This window comes from Aureimonas sp. AU12 (assembly GCF_001463705.1).
Classification (GTDB): domain Bacteria; phylum Pseudomonadota; class Alphaproteobacteria; order Rhizobiales; family Rhizobiaceae; genus Aureimonas.
Map to the genome: position 1 here is coordinate 1 of NZ_BBWH01000020.1, position 18,770 is coordinate 18,770.

Annotated in this window: 18 protein-coding genes and 1 riboswitch; of the genes, 9 read left to right on the forward strand and 9 right to left on the reverse strand. The window is 71.1% G+C overall.

Translation table 11 applies throughout. The features are described from left to right. Positions 1-49 precede the first annotated feature (49 nt). Both AUL33_RS07015 and AUL33_RS07025 read right to left on the reverse strand, forming a co-directional pair. On the reverse strand, positions 50-802 hold the full coding sequence (locus tag AUL33_RS07015) for a CbtA family protein (protein WP_062205754.1): 753 nt from the start codon (positions 800-802) through the stop codon (positions 50-52). A gap of 221 nt (positions 803-1,023) precedes the next feature. Next, complete coding sequence (locus AUL33_RS07025) at positions 1,024-1,236, reverse strand: CbtB domain-containing protein (RefSeq protein WP_062205761.1); 213 nt, start codon at positions 1,234-1,236, stop codon at positions 1,024-1,026. Positions 1,237-1,266: 30 nt separating this feature from the next. Next, positions 1,267-1,505: riboswitch (cobalamin riboswitch) on the reverse strand. A gap of 285 nt (positions 1,506-1,790) precedes the next feature. Here AUL33_RS07025 and AUL33_RS07030 point away from each other — a divergent pair. Further along, positions 1,791-2,657 carry an SDR family NAD(P)-dependent oxidoreductase gene (locus AUL33_RS07030; RefSeq protein ID WP_062205765.1) on the forward strand — a complete coding sequence of 289 codons (867 nt, stop codon included), beginning with the start codon at positions 1,791-1,793 and terminating at the stop codon, positions 2,655-2,657. Positions 2,658-2,661: 4 nt separating this feature from the next. Here the strand turns inward: AUL33_RS07030 and AUL33_RS07035 are convergent, their stop codons facing one another. The 3 genes from AUL33_RS07035 to AUL33_RS07045 all read right to left on the reverse strand — a co-directional run bounded on the left by AUL33_RS07035 (position 2,662) and on the right by AUL33_RS07045 (position 5,601). Further along, positions 2,662-3,243: a cytochrome b gene (locus tag AUL33_RS07035; protein WP_062205768.1), complete on the reverse strand. Its 582-nt coding sequence runs from the start codon at positions 3,241-3,243 to the stop codon at positions 2,662-2,664. A gap of 112 nt (positions 3,244-3,355) precedes the next feature. Further along, on the reverse strand, positions 3,356-4,837 hold the full coding sequence (locus tag AUL33_RS07040; protein WP_062205771.1) for a cobyric acid synthase: 1,482 nt from the start codon (positions 4,835-4,837) through the stop codon (positions 3,356-3,358). Positions 4,838-4,854: 17 nt separating this feature from the next. Further along, on the reverse strand, positions 4,855-5,601 hold the full coding sequence (locus tag AUL33_RS07045; protein WP_062205774.1) for a TSUP family transporter: 747 nt from the start codon (positions 5,599-5,601) through the stop codon (positions 4,855-4,857). A gap of 224 nt (positions 5,602-5,825) precedes the next feature. On the opposite strand from AUL33_RS07045, the gene AUL33_RS07050 reads away from it, so the two are divergent. Continuing rightward, the gene (locus AUL33_RS07050; protein ID WP_062206139.1) at positions 5,826-6,908 is read left to right on the forward strand and encodes a catalase family protein; all 1,083 of its coding nucleotides are present in this window, start codon (positions 5,826-5,828) and stop codon (positions 6,906-6,908) included. Positions 6,909-6,961: 53 nt separating this feature from the next. Here the strand turns inward: AUL33_RS07050 and mgtE are convergent, their stop codons facing one another. Both mgtE and AUL33_RS07060 read right to left on the reverse strand, forming a co-directional pair. Next, complete coding sequence (gene mgtE, locus AUL33_RS07055; protein WP_062205777.1) at positions 6,962-8,329, reverse strand: magnesium transporter; 1,368 nt, start codon at positions 8,327-8,329, stop codon at positions 6,962-6,964. Between the two features lie 359 nt (positions 8,330-8,688). After that, complete coding sequence (locus tag AUL33_RS07060) at positions 8,689-9,117, reverse strand: SRPBCC domain-containing protein (protein ID WP_062205779.1); 429 nt, start codon at positions 9,115-9,117, stop codon at positions 8,689-8,691. Positions 9,118-9,297: 180 nt separating this feature from the next. On the opposite strand from AUL33_RS07060, the gene AUL33_RS07065 reads away from it, so the two are divergent. The 7 genes from AUL33_RS07065 (at position 9,298) to cobM (ending at position 16,736) form a co-directional block, all read left to right on the forward strand. Further along, positions 9,298-9,780 (forward strand): GNAT family N-acetyltransferase, encoded by a 483-nt coding sequence (locus AUL33_RS07065; RefSeq protein WP_062205785.1) that lies wholly within the window; start codon positions 9,298-9,300, stop codon positions 9,778-9,780. 350 nt (positions 9,781-10,130) lie between these two features. Continuing rightward, positions 10,131-11,489 carry a sirohydrochlorin chelatase gene (locus tag AUL33_RS07070; protein ID WP_062205790.1) on the forward strand — a complete coding sequence of 453 codons (1,359 nt, stop codon included), beginning with the start codon at positions 10,131-10,133 and terminating at the stop codon, positions 11,487-11,489. Between the two features lie 10 nt (positions 11,490-11,499). Further along, on the forward strand, positions 11,500-12,147 hold the full coding sequence (locus AUL33_RS07075; RefSeq protein WP_062205793.1) for a precorrin-8X methylmutase: 648 nt from the start codon (positions 11,500-11,502) through the stop codon (positions 12,145-12,147). Next, positions 12,144-13,361: a bifunctional cobalt-precorrin-7 (C(5))-methyltransferase/cobalt-precorrin-6B (C(15))-methyltransferase gene (locus AUL33_RS07080; protein WP_062205797.1), complete on the forward strand. Its 1,218-nt coding sequence runs from the start codon at positions 12,144-12,146 to the stop codon at positions 13,359-13,361. Before AUL33_RS07075 ends, AUL33_RS07080 begins: the two co-directional genes overlap by 4 nt. Beyond that, a complete protein-coding gene (gene cobI, locus AUL33_RS07085) occupies positions 13,358-14,110 on the forward strand; it encodes a precorrin-2 C(20)-methyltransferase (protein ID WP_062205800.1) in 753 nt (250 codons plus the stop codon). Before AUL33_RS07080 ends, cobI begins: the two co-directional genes overlap by 4 nt. Then, positions 14,107-15,942: a precorrin-3B C(17)-methyltransferase gene (cobJ, locus tag AUL33_RS07090; RefSeq protein ID WP_062205803.1), complete on the forward strand. Its 1,836-nt coding sequence runs from the start codon at positions 14,107-14,109 to the stop codon at positions 15,940-15,942. Before cobI ends, cobJ begins: the two co-directional genes overlap by 4 nt. After that, positions 15,939-16,736, forward strand: coding sequence for a precorrin-4 C(11)-methyltransferase (gene cobM / locus AUL33_RS07095; RefSeq protein WP_062205807.1), 798 nt, complete (start codon positions 15,939-15,941; stop codon positions 16,734-16,736). The genes cobJ and cobM overlap by 4 nt, the downstream gene beginning before the upstream one ends. Positions 16,737-16,895: 159 nt before the next feature. On the opposite strand, the gene AUL33_RS07100 is transcribed toward cobM, so the two are convergent. After that, positions 16,896-17,633 carry a cobalt-precorrin-6A reductase gene (locus tag AUL33_RS07100; RefSeq protein ID WP_082652388.1) on the reverse strand — a complete coding sequence of 246 codons (738 nt, stop codon included), beginning with the start codon at positions 17,631-17,633 and terminating at the stop codon, positions 16,896-16,898. Then, entirely contained in the window at positions 17,623-18,753 is a 1,131-nt protein-coding gene (locus AUL33_RS07105) for a cobalt-precorrin-5B (C(1))-methyltransferase (RefSeq protein ID WP_062205810.1), read from the reverse strand. Before AUL33_RS07105 ends, AUL33_RS07100 begins: the two co-directional genes overlap by 11 nt. Between the last annotated feature and the right edge of the window lie 17 nt (positions 18,754-18,770).

An 18,770-nucleotide genomic window follows, 5' to 3' on the forward strand; every position in this document is an offset into this window, starting at 1 on the left:
CTCTTGCCCGAGCGCGCCCCGCCGAGGACGAAATGCCGGCGGCCCGCCGTCACGCCCGCGCGAGCGCGGCGGGACGGCGCGTCCGGTCGAGCGCGAAGCCGAGCGCCACGCCGATCGCCACCCAGAGAAGGGCGGAGACGGCGAGCGAGGCCACCGCGAACTCGGCCGCCAGCGTCGGCGGAATGGGGCTGGCGAGATCGGCCGGATGCGGCGCGCTGGAGAGAAGCGGCAGCAGCATCAGGACGCCGCCGCCGAGCTTGGCCGCCGGGCGCGCGGCGAAGACCGCGAGGCCGAGGCCGATCGCCGTGGCGCCGACCGTCAGCACCCACCAGAGCTGGCGCGCCGCCAGATCCCCTGCGGGCATCGCCGGCAGCTCCGGCGGCAGGCCGAGCGCGGGCGCCAGCGACACCACCGCGAACCCCGCCAGACCCCACACCGCGCCGTTTCGAACCGTGACCGGCCGGCCGACGGCAAGGCTCGCCGCCGCCAGCACCAGCGCGAAGCCGGCGCCGAGCACGATATTGGCCATCGCGGTGCCGAGAAGTCGGCTCGCCACCAGCGTCGTGCCGGCGTCCTCCTCGTTGGCGCCATGCGTTTGTGAACGGGGCGCCGCCGAATGGGCCGCCGCCGGCGAGACCAGCGCGGGCAGGCCCGCCGCATGGTCGTGTTCGGCGCTGCCGCCGTCCTCGTAGACCTCCGCCGCCACGATCAGCGGCGTCGTTTTCCAATGTTGAAAAGGCGTCACCGCGAGCCCGGCGAGCATGCCGGCCACGAGGGCGGCCAAAAGCGTTCTGACGATCATCGTATCCCTGTCCTGTCGAAAAGCCGGCGCATCGCCTCGACGGGTATCTCGCGCGCGAGATCGCTCCGCCGGGCGGCCCCGGTTCGGTTCATCGATGCCATGTCCATGTCGACCCGCACCCGCGCGATGGCGGCGGGGTCGCACGGGCCGTCGTGCCAGCGGTGTATCAGGTCTCGAGCGCCGAGCGGCCCTCGCATGACGCTACCGCAGGGCGCGCGGCCTCAGTGGCAGGGCAGGCCCATCGCGTGGCGGGCATCGTGCGCGGTGTCGTGCAGCGTCTGCGCCCCGGCAAAGCCGGCGCCCCAGACGAAGAACACGCCAAGCGCCAGCGCCGACGCCGCGCCGAGAAGGCGCGTGGACAGGGTTGTCTCGGACGAGACGGATGGGGACGATCGGACGTCCGGCGAAACGGCCGTGCGGCGCGTCGCATTCATGGGCTCAACCTCCGTGGCGGCGGCCGGGCTGGCCGCCTGTCATGGGATGGCAGGTCTCCTGGCTCGCGGGTCGTCGGTCGTCTCCTGCCTTCCCGGGCGAACCCAGTGGCGTTTCCCGGTGGCTCGTCGCCGCCGGGTGGAGGAACCTCGCCGCTCTACAGTCGCGGGGTCGGCTGCGATCCGGGCCCTCTATTTGAGTCGGCCCTTCGCATTCCCTCTTAGCCCGCGCACGCAACTTGCGACGCGGGACCATCCACCGCGCAGGATAGCCACCGCCCGGGTCAAGTCAATCCGAGGGCGGCGGGTCGGGAAGACAGGGGCTCTGCCCCAGACCCCGCCAAGGGCCTGAGGCCCTTGGATCCCCATCCGTTGTTTCGGTCACAGGGGAGGGCCGCTGGCCCTTCCCTGTGACCGACAAAAGAAGGCGGGGGTCCGGGGGTGTCAGCCCCCCGGGCGGGACCGGGGCGGCAGCCCCGCCATTCCACCCACCGGCCGCCGCTCGAAATGGCGTGGTGGATTGCTATGTGGTGGCGGACGATTGGAGGAGATTTGTCATGCATCATCCCGCACTTGCCCCGCTGCACACGGCCGTCGTGATGGGAGGCGCGTCGGGCATCGGTCTGGCGGCGGCCAAGCGATTCGTGCGGGCGGGACTGAAGGTCGCGATCGTGGATCGTCGGATCGAGGATCTGGAAAGTGCGCTGGCCGAGCTCGAGGCGCTGGCGAACGGGCCGGACGAGGTGCTGGCGGCGGCGTGCGACGTCAGCGACCGGGTGGGGCTGCAGAAGACGGCGGACCACATCGCGGACAAGTTCGGCAAGGTGCATGTGCTGATGAACAATGCCGGCATTCAGCCGGGTTCGTCGATCTTCGGGGATCAGGCGAACTGGGACGCGGTCCTGTCGATCAATCTCGGCGGCATCGTCAACGGGACGCGGATCTTCGGGTCCGCGATGCTGGCGCATGGCGAGCCCGGCCTGATCATCAACACGGGATCGAAGCAGGGGATCACGACGCCGCCGGGCGACCCCGCCTACAACGTCTCCAAGGCTGGCGTGAAGGTGTTCACCGAGGCGCTGCAGCACGAGCTGCGCAACACCGAAGGGTCACAGGTGGAGGCGGCGCTGCTCATTCCCGGCTTCGTCTGGACCGGGCTGACCAAGGGGGGCCACACGGAGAAGCCGGCGGGGGCCTGGACGGCGGAGGAGACGGTGGACTTCATGATGGAGCGGCTGGAGGCAGGCGACTTCTACATTCTGTGCCCCGACAACGACACGCCGCGCCGGCTGGACGAGAAGCGCATGCGTTGGGCGGCGGGCGACATCATCGAGAACCGTCCGCCCCTGTCGCGCTGGCACAAGGATTTCGCCGACCATTTCGCGGCCTATGCGGCGGGCGAGGACGAGGCGGATGCCGGCTGAGGCGTCACGCCGCCGGCAGCGGCCGGGCGTCGGAACCGCGTGTCATGCGGGTGAGCGTCCCGTCGCGGCGCACGAGGCCGTGATGGAGCGCCATCGCGACATGCCCGGCGATCAGCACGAGCAGGGTCCAGCCGAGAAAGCCGTGGGCGAGGTTGGCGGGAGCGGTGAGGGCCGGGTTCGGCTCGCCGCCCGGCGCCACGAGCTGGAGCCCGTAGACCGTGAGGCCGCGCCCGTTGCCGGCAGCGCGTAGGATGGCGAGGGTCGGCACCACGATCATCAGGGCGTAGAGCGCGAGATGGCCGGCGGCCGCGGCGCGCGCCTGCAGCGGCGGCCCCTCATGCGCCGGGCGGCGGCGAAGATTGGCGAGACCCCAGGCGCCGCGCAGCAGCACGAGCACCCAGAGCGTGAAGCCGACCGAATAATGCGTGCCCCAGAAGAAGCCCTCGATCGCCGTGTCCTCGGCGAAGACGCTGAGGATGGCGCTGGTGAACTGCCAGACGAAGAGCAGCGCCATGCCCCAGTGCAGCGCGCGGCTGACGAGACCGTAGCCACGGGGCGTATCGGCGAGGGGGCGGGTCTGGTCCATGCGGCTCTCCGTGTGCTCGGCGGAAAGTCTAGCGGCCGGACGGATGGCGACCAATGAAACTTTCGTAAGCCTCGGGGTCGAGGGCGTGCAGACGCGCCGAACGATAAGGCTCTCAGCGGCCGCGTGCGATCCGCAGCAGCGCCCGCGTGTCGAGCGCGCGGGCGAGGTCCGCCGCGATTGCGTCGAGCGCGGCCTCCACCCCGGCGCCGTATCGACTGCCCGCGTCGGCGACGCCGAGATCGGCGAGGAACTGCGTGCGCCAGCGGTCGGCTGCAAAGAGCCCGTGGAGATAGGTGCCGGCGACGCGCCCATCGGCACTGGTGGCGCCCTCCGGGCGGCCCTCGACGAGGGCGAGCGGCCGGGTGCGGTCGGGGCCGTCGGTCGTGCCCATGTGGATCTCGTAGGCCTCGATCGGCAGGCCAGCGGGCGAGCGGGCCGCGACCGGGCGCACGGTCTTCTCGCGCGCCATCACCGTCTCGACGTCGAGAAGGCCCAGCCCCTCGGCCTCGGTTTCCTCGCCCTCGATCCCCTCGGGGTCGCGGATGCGCCGTCCCAGCATCTGGTAGCCACCGCAAAGGCCGAGCGTGCGCCCGCCGCGGGCATGATGGGCGGCGAGGTCCGCGTCCCAGCCGTTGCGGCGGAAGGCGGCGAGATCGGCGATCGTCGATTTCGAGCCGGGAATGAGCACCAGCCCGGCGCGCTCGGGCAGACGCTCGCCGGGCGCGACGAAGGCGACGGCGACGCCGGGATGATGGAGCAGCGGGTCGAGATCGTCGAAATTGGCGATGCGCTCCAGCCGCGGCACGGCGACGAGGAGATCGCCCGCCGCCGCGCCGGCCGGCTGGCGCGCCATCCGCTCCAGAGCGACGGAATCCTCGGCCGGCAGGCGCGAGGCGCCGGCGAGCCAGGGCACCACGCCGAAGGCGGGCCAGCCGGTGAAGCGGGTGACGGCGGCCAGCCCCTCGTCGAAGAGGCTGACGTCGCCGCGGAACTTGTTGACGAGGAAGCCGGCGATGGCGGCGCGGTCCTCGGCGGGCAGGATCGCATGGGTGCCGACGAGCGAGGCGATGACGCCGCCCCGGTCGATGTCGCCGACGAGAACCACGGGGACGTCGGCTGCAACAGCGAAGCCCATGTTGGCGATGTCGCCGGCGCGCAGGTTGATCTCGGCCGGCGAGCCCGCCCCCTCGACGATCACGAGATCGGCCTCGGCCGAGACGATGGCGAAGCTTTCGAGCACGCGGGCGAGCAGCGCCGGCTTCAGGCGTTGGTAGTCGCGCCCCCGCGCGGCCCCGGCGACCCGCCCTTGCACGACGATCTGCGAGCCCGTTTCCGACTGCGGCTTGAGAAGCACCGGGTTCATGTGGACGGTCGGCGGCGTGCGGCAGGCCAGCGCCTGCAGCCACTGCGCACGGCCGATCTCGCCCCATTCGTCTTCGGCGGGATCGGCGCCGGGAATGGCGGCGACGGCGGCGTTGTTCGACATGTTCTGCGGCTTGAACGGGCGCACCCGCAGGCCTTCGTTGGCGAAGAGCCGGCAGAGCCCGGCGACGAGGACGCTTTTTCCCACGTCCGATCCCGTGCCCTGCAACATGAGGGCGGGCGTGCGCCTCACGACCACAGGAGCTTGACCGCGAGCGCGATGCAGACGGTGACGAGGAGCGGGCGGATCAGCCGCGCCCCGAAGCGCATGGCCGAGGCCGCGCCGAGCCGCGCGCCGAGGAACTGCGCCACCCCCATGGCGAGGCCGAGCTTCCAGTGGATCGAACCGACGGCCGCGAAGACCGCGAAGCCGCCGACATTGGAGGCGAAGTTCAGGAGCTTGGTGTGCGCGGTCGCCTTCAGGACGCCGTAGCCGGCCAGACCCACGAAGGCCAGCATGAAGAAGGAGCCGGTGCCCGGCCCGAACAGTCCGTCATAGGCGCCCACTAGCGGCACCACGAAGAGCGCGAAGCTTCGGGGCGAGATGCGGCGCTCGCGGTCGATGTCGGAGAGGCCGGGCTTCACCGCGAAATAGACGGCGATGGCGATGAGCAGGAAGGGCAGGAGCGTGCGCAGGAGGTCGAGCGGCAGATTGGCCGCCAGCAGCGCACCGGCCGCCGCGCCCGCGAAGGCGAGCGCCGCGGCCGGCAGGAGGCTCGCCAGATCGACGTGCCCGTTGCGGGCGTAGGAGATCGTCGCCGAGCCCGAGCCGAAGAGCGACTGGAGCTTGTTGGTGCCGAGCGCGGTGAGGGGATCGAAGCCGCCGATGAGGAGGGCGGGCACGGTGATCATGCCGCCGCCCCCGGCGATCGCGTCGACGAAGCCGGCGAGGAACGCGGCGGCGACGAGAAGGAGAAAGATCGTTTCGGGCGACATGAGAAATCCCGGCAGGCGGCGTGATCGCCGGGCATAGGCCGCAAGCGCCGCCGCGCGCAAGTTCGGGAGCGCGTGCGAGACCGGAGCTTGTCATGGGCAAGATGGATGGCGCGCCAAACATTCGCCGGGGAACGAAGGATGGCGAGAGCGGTTCGACAGGTATGAACGACATGCAACATGCGACGCCGGATAGGCGAGCGCTTTTTGCCCGGAAGGCGAACGCCATGACCCCGCTCCGCTACACGCCCGAGATCGAGACGCCCGAGCCGGACGAGCAGGCGACGATCCGCGGCATCATTGAGGGCATGACCCAGTCGAGCCGGACGGTCGAGAAGCGCGAGCATCACGCGGTTCGCGCCAGCCATGCCAAGAGCAGCGCCTGCACTGTGGGCCGGTTGTCGGTGGAGCCGAACCTGCCGCCGGAACTGGCGCAGGGCCTGTTCGCGTCGGGCGGCGAGTTCGATGTGGCGGTGCGCTTCGCGCAAGGGCCGGGCGAGACGCTCGGCGACCGCGTCTCCACCCATCGCGGCGTGTCGGTCAAGGTCTTCGGCGTCGCGGGCGAGAAGCTGCCGGGTCACGAGGCGCAGACGCAGGACTTCGTGCTCGCCACCGGCACCACCTTTCCCTCGGGCACCGCCAGCGGCTTCCTGCGCGACGGCAAGATGATCGGCACGGCGACGCCGCTGCCCGAAGGGTTCAAGAGCGCCGTCTCCGCCGCCATGCGCGGCGTCAACACGGTGCTGAATGCCTTCGGCACCGAGAGCGCGAAGGCCGACTTCTTCGGCCATCCCTTCTCGCACCCGCTCGCCGAACCCTATTTCAGCCAGGCGCCGCTGCGCTACGGCGACTATGTCGCCAAGCTCGGCCTGTTTCCGGTGGCGCCGGCGCAACTGGCGCTGAAGGACTGGACGCTCGATCCCCATCGCGACGAGGACGGCTTCCGCCACGCCGCCGTCGACTTTTTCCGGGGATCGGAGGCCGTGTTCGAATTGCGCGTGCAGCTTTGGACGAACGCGGCGACGCAACCGATCGAGGATGCCTCGGTCGACTGGCCGACCGAGGACAGCCCCTATCGCACCGTCGCGACGCTCCGCCTGCCCGCGCAGGAGGCCGACAGCGCGGCGCGCCGGCGCTACTTCGACGACGTGATGACCTTCCGACCCGCTCACGCGCTGGCCCTGCACCGTCCGCTCGGCTCGGTGATGCGGGCACGCCTCCAGGTTTACGAGGCGCTGTCGAACTTCCGCCACGCCGAGAACGGCATTGCGGCCGAGAACACGGCGAGCATCGACCGCATCCCCGCCTGAGGCGGGACGCGATCCCCGGAAGGCCGGCCGTTCGGCCTTCCGGGAATGCCGGTTCAGAGCAGCGTGCCGCTCAGCACCAGCGTCGCCACCGAGAAGTAGATGACGAGGCCGGACACGTCGACGAGCGTCGCCACGAAAGGCGCCGAGGCGCTTGCCGGATCGAAGCCGAGGCGCTTCAGTGCGAAGGGCAGCATCGAGCCCGCCAGCGAGCCGAAGGTGACGATGGCCACCAGCGCCAGCCCCACCGTCGCGGCGACCAGCGGCCAGTGCGGGCCGTAGTCGAAGATCCCCGCCTGCTGCCACACCGCGATGCGCACCACGCCGATGAGGCCGAGAAAGCCGCCGAGCGCCATGCCGGTCGGCGCCTCGCGCAGCGCCACGCGCCACCAGTCCTTCAACTGCAACTCACCGAGCGCCAGCGAGCGGATGATGAGGGAGGTGGCCTGCGACCCCGAATTGCCGCCCGAACTCATGATCAGCGGAATGAACAGCGTCAGCACGACCGCCTTTTCCAGCTCGTCCTGGAAGTGCTGCATGGCGCTCGCCGTCAGCATTTCCGAGAGGAAGAGCACCGCCAGCCAGCCGGCCCGCTTCTTCAGCATCGCCAGGAAGCCGATCTGCGGGTAGGGCTCGTCCAGCGCCTCCATGCCGCCGAACTTGTGGACGTCCTCCGTCGTCTCCTCGCTCATCGCGTCGATGATGTCGTCCACCGTGACGATGCCGAGCACGTGGTTCTTCTCGTCCACCACGGGGATGGCGAGAAGATCGTATTTCGAGATGAGGCGCGCCACCTCCTCGCGGTCGACCTGCGGCAGCACCGTGATCGGCCGCTCGAAGCGCGCCACCGAGCCGACCGGCGCCTCCGGGTCGCCCGAGATCAGCCGGCGCAGCGAGACCGAGCGCTGGAGCCGGTGGCTGACGGGATCGAGCACGTAGATGGCGTAGATCGTCTCGCGCTCGCTTTCGACCTCGCGGATATGGCGCAGCGTCTCGGCCACGGTCCAGGTGGCGGGAACGCTGACGAACTCGGTGGTCATCAGCGATCCCGCGCTGTGCGGCGGGTGGGCGAGCAGCGCGGCGACGACCGCGCGCGTCTCTGCGGTCAGCAGCGCCAGAAGGCGCTCGCGCGGCGGCTCCTCCATGTCGCGGAAGAGGTCGGCGAGACGGTCGGCGGCCATGGCGTCGAGGATTGCGGCGGCGGCGGCCGGATCGATCGCGGCGAGGATGGCGGTGGGCTCGGCCAGCGAGGCGTGGTCGAGCACCGCGGCAGCCTGCTCCAGCGGCAGGTCGGCGAGCGTCGCCACCGCCTCGGAGAGCTCGAGCGCGTTGAGATGGACGGCGATGTCGGCGACGTGAAGCGTGCCGAGATCGAAGGTCTGGACAGGGCTGGAGAGCCGATCGCGATCGATGGTGTCTTGCATGGGTCGTCTCCGTTCGCGCGCCGCGTGCGGCGTCCGACGGAGACAGGCCCTCGGTGCCTCAGGCGAAGCGCGGAAGGGGGCGTCCGGCGAGACACGCGCGCGGCAACGTCAATCGACTGTGACTGTCGCTGGGCATGGGTCCGATAAGGTCCGTTGTGGGATGGCCCGCGCGGCGAAACGCCGACGGGACAAGATGGGAATTGGCACTTTCCACCGTCGTGATCAAGAGGCCCGTGAGCGCGGATTCGCGATGGCGGCGGCTGGATCCCGGCGATGCCGATCGAGGCCGGATCGGCCGGCGTGAAACCGGTGGACGAGGAGCGGCCGGCGCATGAGACGGCGTCCCGGACGGCCGACCTTCATCGTCCGGATTCACCGGCGGCGACGTAGCGCGCGAAGGTGTCGAGAACCCCCTGCCAGTCGCGTCGCTGCTCGTCCGGCGACGGTGTAGGCTCTCCATCGAACGTCTGCGTCATCACGATGCCGGTCGGCTCGGCGCGGAATTCGACGCGCACGTGACGGTTCTCGTCCCCGTCCTCGTCCATGCGCCATTCGATCAACGTCATCGGTTCGATCCGCGTATAGGTGACGCCATAGTCGAACGGTGGCTGACCATCACGAGGCTCGATGCGGAGCCGAAGTTGTCCGCCGACCCGCAGGTCGTTCGATGCCCGAACGGTGCGCCACGCCGGCGAGGCATCCCAGCGCAGGATGTCGTGCGGGTCGTTGAACGCCCGCCAGACGACCTCGATCGGAGCCGGGATCCGCACCCGCACTGTCAGCTTCATGATCTTGAACCTCTTCGCCAGTCCATTGTGCAAACGGAAAACGGCAGCGTCCGGAACCCGGTTGCAAAGCGTCAAGCCGCTGTGACCGGCCGATCTCCTCCATCTCGGGGCGGCGTTTCCTTGCCCGTTGCGAGCCCCCACGCCTTTCGAAACGCGCCGCGAACGGCTATCGCCTCGCGCATGCTGATCCGCCCTGCCGCCGACCGCGACCGCACCGCCATCCTCTCGATCATCGCGCCCGTGATCCGACGCGGCGAGACCTATCCGCTGGATCGCGACATGAGCGAGGCCGACGCGCTCGCCTACTGGTTCGGGCCGGACAAGACCGTTTTCGTTGCCGAAGAGGACGGCGTCGTGCTCGGCACCTACACCATCCGCCCCAACCAGGCCGGCGGTGGGCGCCACGTCTGCAATTGCGGCTATATCACCGCGGGCGAGGCCGCCGGCCGGGGCATCGCCCGTGCCATGTGCCTGCATTCCCTCGATCAGGCGCGGTCGCACGGCTACCGGGCGATGCAGTTCAACTTCGTCGTCAGCACCAACGATCGCGCCGTCGCCCTCTGGCAGGCGATGGGCTTCGAGATCGTCGGCACGCTGCCTCGGGCCTTCGAGCACCCCTCGCATGGGCCCGTCGATGCGTTCGTGATGTTCCAGACGCTCTAGCGTCCCTCCCGCCGGATCGAACGCTCCGATCCGCGACGCGGGTCTGCGATCCCTCGGCCCGAAATCGTCGGCGGGGTCCGAACGTCGCTCGCCTTGCCCGTCCGATGCCTCCAGCGTGTCGGACCGCCGAGGGGAGCGGCCCGAACCTTCCCTTCCCGTCTCCCGTGATTTGACCTTGCCGCGCTTTCCCGTCATGGAGGCGCCTCATCGACGGTGCCCCTTCGCGGGGCTCGAAACGGATTTCGCGATGCGCCGACCCAATCCGGGGGTGGCACGCGAGAACTGTCGGATCGTGACGCCGCGGGTCTTTCGCGCGGCGCCTCCTCCGGCGAACTTGAGGAGACGATCCGATGAAGGCCTTGATGCTCTGCGGCCATGGCAGCCGCGACCAGGGCGCGGTGGACGAGTTCCGCGGGCTCTCGGTCAAGATTGCCGCGCGCTTGCCGGACTGGCGCGTCGAATACGGTTATCTCGAATTCGCCAAGCCGATCATCCGCGAGGGGCTCGACAAGCTGAAGGGCGAGGGCGCGCGCGAGGTGATGGCGCTGCCCGGCATGCTGTTTGCCGCCGGCCATGCCAAGAACGACATTCCCTCCGTCCTCAACACCTATTCCGCCGCCAACGGCCTGCCCATCACCTACGGGCGCGAACTCGGCATCGACCCCAAGATGATCCGCGCTGCCGGCGAGCGCATCCGCGAGTGCCTGCGGGCCGACGGCTGGCGCGACGGCGAGGCGCTGCACGACACGATGCTCGTCGTCGTCGGGCGCGGGGCGTCGGATCCCGACGCCAATTCCAACGTCGCCAAGGTGATGCGCATGCTCTGGGAGGGCCTCGGCTTCGGCTGGGGCGAGACGGCCTATTCCGGCGTCACCTTCCCGCTCGTCGATCCCGGCCTCGAACACGCCTCGCGCCTCGGCTACCGGCGGATCGTGGTATTCCCCTATTTCCTCTTCACCGGCATCCTGGTGCGGCGGATCTACGATGCTACCGACACTGTGGCCGCTCGCCATCCCGACATCCGCTTCCTGAAAGCCGGCTATCTCGGGGCCCACGACCTCGTGGTAGAGACCTTCGTCGAACGCCTTCGCGAGACGATCGAGGGCACGAACAACATGAACTGCCAGATGTGCAAGTACCGCGAGCAGGTGCTGGGCTTCGAGGCGGAGGTCGGCCTGCCGCAGGAGAGCCACCACCATCATGTCGAGGGCATCGGCACCACCGCCGACTGCCGGTTCTGCGAGGGAACGTGCATCGGCGCCTGCAAGGCGGCGGCGATGGAGGGGCACGACCACGCGGCCGATGGTGCGTCTCGTGTGGCATCGCAGGGTCCTTCGCGTGAAGCCGGCCACGGTCACGGGCATCACGAGCATCACGGTCACGCGGCCGGGCATGACCACGCGCACGATCACGACCATGCCGATCATGGTCCCGCGGCACACACGCATGATCATGCCGACCATGCGCACGAGCACGGCCATCACCACCCCCATGCTCACGATCACGATCATCCGCACGCCCCCCTGCCCACGGCGGTGCATGGGCATGGCGAGGCCGCGGGTCATGACCATGCCCCTGGCGCGGGCCATTCGCATGCGCACGAGGCAGGGAACGCTCATGGACACGCGCATGGCGACCACGGCCATACGCACCATCCCTATCCCCATGCCGACCATCCGCTCGGACCGCGTTCGATGAAGCGGCGTTGAGGGGCGCGCCGTGTCGCCCGCCTACCTGCGCGACCCGCAGGCCATCTACGATGCCAGCTTCGAGGCGATCCGCCATGAGGGCGCCGGCCCGCTGGCGCGTCTGAGCGAACCCGAGCAGGCGCTCGCCATCCGCCTCGTCCACGCCTGCGGCATGGTCGACATTCTCGACGATCTCGTGATCTCGCCCGGTGCCGTCGCGGCCGGCACCGCCGCGATCGCGGCGGGTGCGCCGATCCTCGTCGATGCCGAGATGGTGCGCCACGGCATCATCGCCCGGCACCTGCCAGCGGACAACGCCGTGATCTGCCGCCTGAACGATGCCGGCGTCGCCGAGCGCGCCCATGCTGAGGGCACCACGCGATCGGCCGCCCAGGTCGATCTCTGGACCAGCGATCTCGACGGGGCGGTGGTGGCGATCGGCAACGCGCCGACCGCCCTGTTCCGCCTTCTGGAGCGGCTGGGCGAGGGCGCCCCGCGCCCGGCCCTGATCCTCGGCCTGCCCGTCGGGTTCGTCGGGGCCGCCGAATCCAAGGCGGCGCTGGAACTCGATCCACGCGGCGTGCCCTTCGTCACGCTCCACGGCCGGCGCGGTGGCAGCGCCATGGCCTCGGCCGCCGTCAACGCCCTCGCCGCCGGCCTTCGCGGCGGTGTGGCATGAGCGCGCCGTGGCTGCACGTGATCGGCATCGGCGACAACGGGCTGGGGTCGCTGACGCCGGAGCAGGCGGCGGTGCTGGCCCGCGCCGCGATCGTCTTCGGCGGCGCCCGCCATCTCGCCATGCTTTCCGCCGATCATCCGGCCATCCGCACCCCATGGCGTTCGCCCTTCGCCGAGTCCGCCGCCGACATCCTCGCCGCGCGCGGGCAAGCTGCCGTGGTGCTCGCCACCGGCGATCCCTGCTGGTTCGGCCCGGCGCGCTGGTTGCGTGAGGTGCTGGACCCCGGCGAAATGGCGATCCTGCCCGCGCCGTCCGCCTTCGCGCTCGCTGCCGCCCGGCTCGGATGGTCGCTCGAGGACGTGCGCTGCCTCACCGTCCACGGCCGACCCGTCGCCGCGCTCAACCCGGACATCGCGGAGGGCGCGCGCTGGCTCGTCCTTTCGGAAGGCGGCGCGTCGCCGGCGGCGATCGCGAAGCTTCTGGCGGATCGCGGCTACGGACAAAGCCGGCTGACCATTCTGGAGCATCTCGGCGGCCCGGCCGAGCGGGTCCGCAGCACGGACGCCGCGTCCTTCGATCTCGGCGAGATCGCCGAGCTGAACGTCGTCGCCGCCGAATGCCGGGCCGACCCGGAAACGCGTGAGTTCGCCCGCACCGCCGGGCTGCCGGACGATGCCTTCCGCCACGACGGCAAGATGACGAAGCGGGTGCTGCGGGCGCTGGCCATCGCGGCACTGGAGCCCGCGCCCGGTCATCTCCTCTGGGACGTCGGCGCCGGCTCGGGTTCGATCTCCGTCGAATGGCTGCGCGCCGCGCCCGGCACGCGTGCCATTGCGATCGAGCCGGTGGCCGAGCGCCGCGCGGCCATCGCCGAGAACGCCTTCCGGCTCGGCACCCATGGCATCGACCTTCGCGAGGGCCGCGCGCCTGCCGCGTTCGCCGGTCTGGAGGCGCCCGACGCGGTGTTCCTCGGCGGCGGCCTTACCGATGGCATCTTCGTCGCCGCCTTCAATGCATTGAAGCCCGGCGGGCGGCTCGTCGCCCACGCGGTGACGCTGGAATCGGAAGCCATCCTTCTCGCCCTGCACGAGGTGCATGGCGGCGAACTCCTGCGGGTTGGCGTCGACCGCGCCGAGCCGGTCGGCCCCTATCGCGGCTGGCGTCCGGCCATGCCCGTCACGCACTGGCACCTGACAAAGGCGCGCCTGCCGTGAGCGGGCGTCTCTTCGGGCTGGGTCTCGGCCCCGGCGACCCCGAACTTCTCACCCTGAAGGCGCTCCGGCTGCTGCGCGCGGCCGACGTGATCGTCTATCCGTTGGCGAAGGGCGGGCCGCTGGCACGGGGGGCTGTGAGCTTCGCGCGCGCCATCGCCGCGCCGCATCTGCCGGGCGGCCAGCGCGAGATCGCCATCGCCATCGAGATGTCCACCGACCGCGCGCCGGGACAGGGCGCCTACGACGAGGCAGCCATCGAGATCGCGGCCGAACTCGATGCCGGCCGCGACGTCGCGGTGCTCTGCGAGGGCGATCCGTTCTTCTACGGCTCCTTCCTCTATCTCTTCGCGCGTCTCGCCGACCGCTACGAGACGGCGATCGTGCCCGGCATCTCCTCGGTCATGGCGGGCGCCGCCGCGATCCGCCGCCCCTTGAGCGCGCGGCACGACACGGTCGCGATCCTGCCGGCGACCCTGCCGGACGAGGCCCTTCGCGCCCGCATCGAAGCCCATGAGAGCGTCGCGATCCTCAAGCTCGGACGCCATTTCGGCCGGGTGAAGGCGCTGATCGCCGCGATGGGCCTGACGACCCAAGCCGTCTATGCCGAGCGCGTCTCGCTGCCGGGCGAGCGCATTCTGCCGCTGGCCGAGACCGGCGACGCCGCGCCCTATTTCGCCCTCGTCCTTCTCTATCGCGGCACGGAGCCGGCCATTCTCGGGGCCCTCCCAGCCGCGGAGCCCGGCCCATGACCCGCCCCGCCCTCATCCTCCTCGCGCCCGCCGCGCTGCCGCTCGCCCGCCGCGTTGCAGGAGCTCTCGACGCCGAGATCCATGGGGCGCGGGCCCGCGTGCCCGAGGCCAAGATCCTGTTCGACGGCGCCGCCGAGCACATCCGCGCGCTCTTTCTGGCGGGGCGTCCGATCGTCGGGATCATGGCGGCGGGCGCGCTCATCCGCATCCTCGCGCCGGTCCTCGCCGACAAGCAGGCCGAGCCGCCCGTGGTGGCGCTGGCCGAGGACGGCTCCGTCGCCGTGCCGCTGCTCGGCGGCCATCACGGCGCCAACGATCTCGCCCGCCGCTGCGCCGCGCTCACCGGGGGCGTCGCGGCCGTCACCACGGCGGGGGACCTGCGCTTCGGCGTCGCCCTCGACGAGCCGCCCACGGGCTGGCATCTGGAGAACCCCGGCGACGCCAAGGGCGTGATGGCCGAACTGGTGGCCGGCGAGTTCGCCTGGATCGAGGGCGAGGCGGACTGGCTGGCGGGCGCGCGCATTCCCGTCTCCGACGACGGCCGCGTCAGCCTGACGGTGTCGACGCAGGCGCGAGACGCCCGGCCGCTCGAACTCCTCTACCGCCCGAAGACGCTGGTGCTGGGTCTCGGCACCGAACGCGGCACCGATCCGGCGGAGGCGATCGCGCTGGGCGAGGCCGTGCTGCGCGAGGCCGGCGTCAGCTCTTCCAGCCTCGCGGCGGTCGCCTCGATCGATCTCAAGGCCGACGAGGCGGCGGTCCATGCCGTCGCGGCGCATTTCGGCGTGCCCGCCCGCTTCTTCGACGCTCCGACGCTGGAGCGCGAGGCGCCGCGCCTTGCCACCCCTTCGGAGGTCGTCTTCCGCGAAACGGGATGCCACGGCGTTTCGGAGGGCGCGGCGCTCGCCGCCGTCGGCGCGCAGGGCGACCTCCTGATCCCCAAGCGCAAGTCGGCGCGCGCCACCGCGGCGCTGGCCGAGGCGCGCCGCCCGCTCGACGCGGCTGAAATCGGTCGGGCTCGCGGGACTCTCTTCGTCGTCGGCATCGGGCCGGGGAGCGCGGCGTGGCGCTCGCCGGAGGTCTCGGCGATGGTGGCGGAGGCCACCGACCTCGTCGGCTACTCGCTCTATCTCGATCTTCTTGGGCCCCTCGCCAACGGCAAGGCGCGGCATGATTTCGACCTCGGCGCCGAGGAGCGGCGGGTGCGCCATGCGATGGAACTGGCGGGGCAGGGGCGCACCGTCGCGCTGGTCTGCTCCGGCGATGCCGGCATCTACGCCATGGCGACGCTCGTCTTCGAACTTCTCGATCGCGGCGATCTGCCGGACGTCGCGCGGCGCATCGAGATCCGCGTCTCGCCCGGCATCTCCGCCCTACAGGGCGCCGCGGCGCGCGCCGGCGCGCCGCTCGGGCACGACTTCTGCACGATCTCGCTGTCCGATCTCCTCACCCCGTGGGAGGACATCGTGCGCCGCGTCGAGGCGGCCGCAGTGGGCGATTTCGTCATCGCCTTCTACAATCCGGTGTCGATGAAGCGGCGCACGCAGCTGGCGTTTGCCCGCGACGTGCTGCTGCGCCACCGCCCGGCGGAGACGCCCGTCATCCTCGCCACCAATCTCGGCCGCGACGGCGAGCGGGTGCGGATCGTCGAGCTCGCCGCGCTGGACGTCGACGAGGTCGACATGCTCACCACCGTCGTCGTCGGCTCCACCAACACGCGGGTCGTCGTCACCGGCGAGGGCCGCCGCTTCGCCTATACGCCGCGCGGCTACTCGGCCAAGCCGGGCACGCGCCTCGTCGGCGACGCCGCCCTTTCGGAAGACGCATCATGACCGTCCATTTCATCGGCGCCGGCCCCGGCGCGGCCGACCTCATTACGCTGCGCGGCCTGCGCCTGATCGAGCGCTGCCCGGTCTGCCTCTATGCCGGCTCTCTCGTGCCCGAGGAGATCGTCAGGGCCGCGCCGGAGGGCGCCCGCGTCCTCGACACCGCGCCGATGCATCTCGACGAGATCATCGCGGAAATGGCGGCCGCGCACGCGGCGGGTCTCGATGTCGCGCGCGTTCATTCCGGCGACCCCTCGATCTACGGCGCCACCGCCGAGCAGATGCGCCGGCTCGATGCGCTCGCCATTCCCTACGACGTGACGCCTGGTGTGCCGGCCTTCGCCGCCGCCGCCGCCGCGCTGAAGCTGGAACTGACGGTACCCGAGGTCTGCCAGACCGTCGTGGTCACCCGCACCTCGATGAAATCCTCCGGCATGCCGGAGGGCGAGGATCTCGCGACGCTGGGGAAAAGCGGGGCGACGCTGGCGATCCACCTCTCGATCCGCAACCTTGCCCATATCGAGCGGGAGCTCAGCCCGATCCCCGCCTACGGGCCGGACTGCCCGGTGGTGGTCGCCTACCGCGTCGGCTGGCCGGACGAGAGCTTCATCCGCGGCACGCTCTCGACGATCGCCCGCCTGGTGCGCGAAGCCAAGTTGACGCGCACCGCGCTCGTCCTCGTCGGCCGCGGCCTCGCGGCGGAAGGCTTCGTCGATTCCAAGCTCTACGATGCCAGCCATCCGCACATCCTGCGCCCGAACGCCCGCAAGGCGGCTAAGGGTGCGGCGGTGACGGACTGAGGCGGCGGTGGGGTCGAGAGCGAGCCTGCGGCTAGGGTGAGGCCACAGTTGGGTTGAGGCGACGACCGCAGCAGGGCTGATCCAGCCTCACCCTCGATGTGCCGGACCGCTCCGCTCGCCATCCGCCCTGGCCACCCCATCGCCCCCATCCAAGCCGCATCAGCCGCCAAGCCATGCCATCACCTCGTCGATGCCCCGCGCCAGCGGCCCGTCCGGCTCCGGTGGGCGGGCGATCATCACGACGGGGAGCCCGAGCCTCCGGGCGGCCGCGATCTTGGCGTGGGAGCGCGTGCCCCCCGAGTTGCGCGAGACGAGATGGGTGACGGCGTGATCGCGCAGAAGCGCCGCCTCCGCCTCGACGCTCGCGCCGGGTTTGCCGAGAATGAGCGTCGCCGTGAAGGGCAGGGGCTCGGCCGGTGGGTCCACCATGCGCAGCACCGGCGCCAAGTCCGGCCGGTGGCGGAAGGGCGCGATATGCTGGCGCCCCAGCGCCAGGAACGGACGGGCGCCGAGCGGCAGGGCATCGCGTGCCGCTCCAAGGCAGGCAACCTCGATCCAGTGCTCGCCGGCCGCGCGCATCCAGGGCGGGCGCAGGAGCGCGATGCGGGGAATGCCGGCCTCGGTGGCCGCCGCAGCCGCGTTGCGCGAGATGCCGGCGGCGAAAGGGTGCGTGGCATCGACGAGCCGGGTGATGCGCTCTTCCCGCAGGAACGCCGCCAATCCTGCCGCGCCGCCGAAGCCGCCCGTCCGCGTCTCGCCCTCGCCGCGATCGGGCGCAAGCGTGCGGCCGGCGAGCGAGGTCACGAGCCGGTCGCCCGGCCGCTCCCCGGCGATCCGCCGGGCGAGGATCACGGCTTCAGTGGTGCCGCCGAGAAGCAGGATGGCCTCACCCCGCACGGGCGATCACCGTGCCGGCGCGGTCGGTGACGACGATCTCGGCGGCGACCTTCGCACCGCGCAGCGTCTCTTGCACCACACCGAGCGCGCGCGCGGCGACGCGCCCCGGCAGATCCAGCCCTTCATCGGTGCAGAGGTCGAGCACCGCCTTCGCCGTGTTGGCACGCAGGATCGCCGGCCCCAGCCGCCGCGCCGCATCCGCGTCGATCTCGGCGACGAGGGCGAGGAGGAAGGCGAGATCCACCTGGCTGCGGCCGGAATGGAGATCGAGCGAGCCCGCCGCGAGCTTCGTCAACTTGGCGAATCCCCCGGCGATGGTGAGCGCAGGCACCGGGTGGCGGCGCAGGTACTTCAACAGCCCGCCGGCAAAGTCGCCCATGTCGAGATAGGCGACGGTGGGAAGATCCGGGTAGAGCCGGCGCGCGGCATCCTCGCTGGTCGAGCCGGTGGCGCCGACGACGCGGGGCAGTCCGGCCGCCCGCGCCACGTCGATGCCGCGGTGAATCGAATGGATCCAGGCCGCACACGAGAACGGATGGACGATCCCCGTCGTGCCGAGGATCGACAGGCCGCCGACGATGCCGAGCCGGCCGTTCCAGGTCTTTTCCGCCAGCGCCGCGCCCCCGGCGACACTGACCGTGATCTCGATATTGGCGGGCACGCCGTGAAGCCGGCAAAGCTCCGCGACCACCGCCCGCATCATCGCGCGCGGCACCGGGTTGATCGCCGGTTCGCCCGGCGGGATCGGCAGGCCCTCCAGCGTCACGGTGCCGACGCCCTCGCCGGCGCGAAACGCGATGCCGCTTCCCGGTTCGCCCCGGCGCAGCGTCACGCCGATCTCGGCGAGATGGGTCACGTCCGGGTCGTCGCCGGCATCCTTGACGATCGCGGCGAAGGCCTGCGTCGGCGTCAGCATCGTCCGGGCGAGGGCGAAGGCGGGGCGCTCGCCCTTCGGCAGCGTGATCTCGACGGGATCGGGGAATTCGCCGGTGAGGAGCGCCGCGAGCGCCGCCTTCGTCGCGGCGGTGGCGCAGGCGCCCGTGGTCCAGCCGCGGCGAAGGGTCTGCCCCTCGCGCCGCGTCTCGCCGCCCTGCCGCCGCTTGCCGAGATTGAAGCCCATGGGGGCTTATAGGCCGG